At 66.4% G+C, this 1,329-nt stretch carries 3 protein-coding genes, 1 pseudogene and 1 other annotated feature; of the genes and pseudogenes, 3 read left to right on the plus strand and 1 reads right to left on the minus strand.

Annotation, left to right across the window (positions count from 1 at the left end; genetic code table 11):
- Positions 1-44: 44 nt before the first annotated feature.
- On the minus strand, positions 45-161 hold the full coding sequence (locus AZE13_RS36560) for an IS3 family transposase (protein WP_147264790.1): 117 nt from the start codon (positions 159-161) through the stop codon (positions 45-47).
- A 202-nt stretch (positions 162-363) separates the two neighbouring features.
- Between AZE13_RS36560 and AZE13_RS37310 the strand changes: the two genes are divergently transcribed.
- The 3 genes and pseudogenes from AZE13_RS37310 to AZE13_RS38705 all read left to right on the plus strand — a co-directional run bounded on the left by AZE13_RS37310 (position 364) and on the right by AZE13_RS38705 (position 1,292).
- Positions 364-534 (plus strand): hypothetical protein, encoded by a 171-nt coding sequence (locus tag AZE13_RS37310; RefSeq protein WP_181690520.1) that lies wholly within the window; start codon positions 364-366, stop codon positions 532-534.
- Positions 492-605, plus strand: a sequence feature (AL1L pseudoknot). It overlaps the preceding gene by 43 nt.
- A gap of 44 nt (positions 606-649) precedes the next feature.
- Positions 650-787 (plus strand): annotated as a pseudogene (locus AZE13_RS39410) (IS3 family transposase); the annotation flags it as partial.
- An 88-nt stretch (positions 788-875) separates the two neighbouring features.
- On the plus strand, positions 876-1,292 hold the full coding sequence (locus tag AZE13_RS38705; RefSeq protein WP_066940169.1) for a DDE-type integrase/transposase/recombinase: 417 nt from the start codon (positions 876-878) through the stop codon (positions 1,290-1,292).
- Positions 1,293-1,329: the final 37 nt, after the last annotated feature.

Raw genomic sequence — 1,329 nt, forward strand, 5'->3', positions numbered from 1 at the left:
TAGGCCGAGCTCGCCCATGACTTTCGCGATGGTGTTCTTCGCCTTCAGCCCTTCGCCCGGAGCTCGACGTGGACGCGAGGGGAGCCGTAGGTGCCGCCCGAGGCGCCGAACACCTCCTTGACCAGCTCCTTGACCGCGGTGACCAGGTCGGCCCAGCGCACAGTGAACCGCCCTGGCTTCGTTGGAGGTCCTCACTCCTGGAGGATTAGGACTTGTGGCAGCGAAGAAGAAGTTATCCGGATGAGCTCCGTGAGCGGGCGACGCGGATGGTGTTCGAAGTCCGCGCGCAGGCCGGGACGCGTACGGGCTCGATCTCGAAGGTCACCGATCAGCTCGGGGCGCACCGAGGTTCTGCGCACGTGGGTGCGGCAGGCCGGGATCGATGGCGGAGAGCGGTCCGGTACGGACACCGCGGATGCCCGGCGGATAGCAGAGCTGGAGCGGGAGAACCGCGAGCTCAAGCAGGCGAACGAGATCCTCAAGGCCGCGTCGGCTTTCTTCGCGCGGGAACTCGACCCGCGACTGCCCAGGTGACGGCCTGCGTGGACACCGTCCGCGATGAGCTCGGGGTCGAGTCGGTCTGCCGTCAACTCCAGATCGCCCCGTCCACCTATTACGCCGCCAAGAAGCGGGAGGGCGAACCTTACCAATGCGTTGTGTGCATGATGAGGAGTTGAAGAAGGAGATCCAGCGCGTGTACGACGAGAACCACCCGGTCTACGGGGCTCGGAAGATATGGCACCAGCTCCGCCGCGAGGGCATCGAGGTGGCCCGGTGCACTGTCGAACGCCTCATGCGCGTGCCGGCGCGGTCCGCGGCAGGAAGATCCGCACCCCCACCCCGGACCCGCGGCCTCCGAGCGGCCGGGCGACCTCGTGGACCGCGACTTCACCGCCCCGCGCCCGAACCGGCTCTCGGTGACGGACTTCACTTACGTGGCGATCTGGGCCGGATTCGTCTACGTTGCCTTCGCGCTGGAGGTGTTCTCCCACAAATTCGCAGGGTGGCGGGTCGCGGACCACAAACGCACCGAACTCGTCCTGGCTGCCCTAGACATGGCGATCTGGTCCCGCGACCGTGACGGGGTGTGTGACCTTGACGGACTCGTGCCTCACAGCGATGCCGGTAGCCAATACGTGTCGATCCGCCACACCGACCGGCTCATCGAAGCCAGTGCCGCCCCGAGTGCCGGCACTGTCGGAGACGCCCTGAACAACGCGCTCATGGAGTCGACGGTTGCGGTTCCGCCGAGATGCGAGGAAGGGTGGCAGCAGGTCAGGTGGGTCTCATGAGAGGAGCGCAGCCGATGCCTGCCCCGAGGAAATACCT

This window comes from Streptomyces sp. NBRC 110611 (genome assembly GCF_001590865.1).
GTDB lineage: Bacteria > Actinomycetota > Actinomycetes > Streptomycetales > Streptomycetaceae > Streptomyces.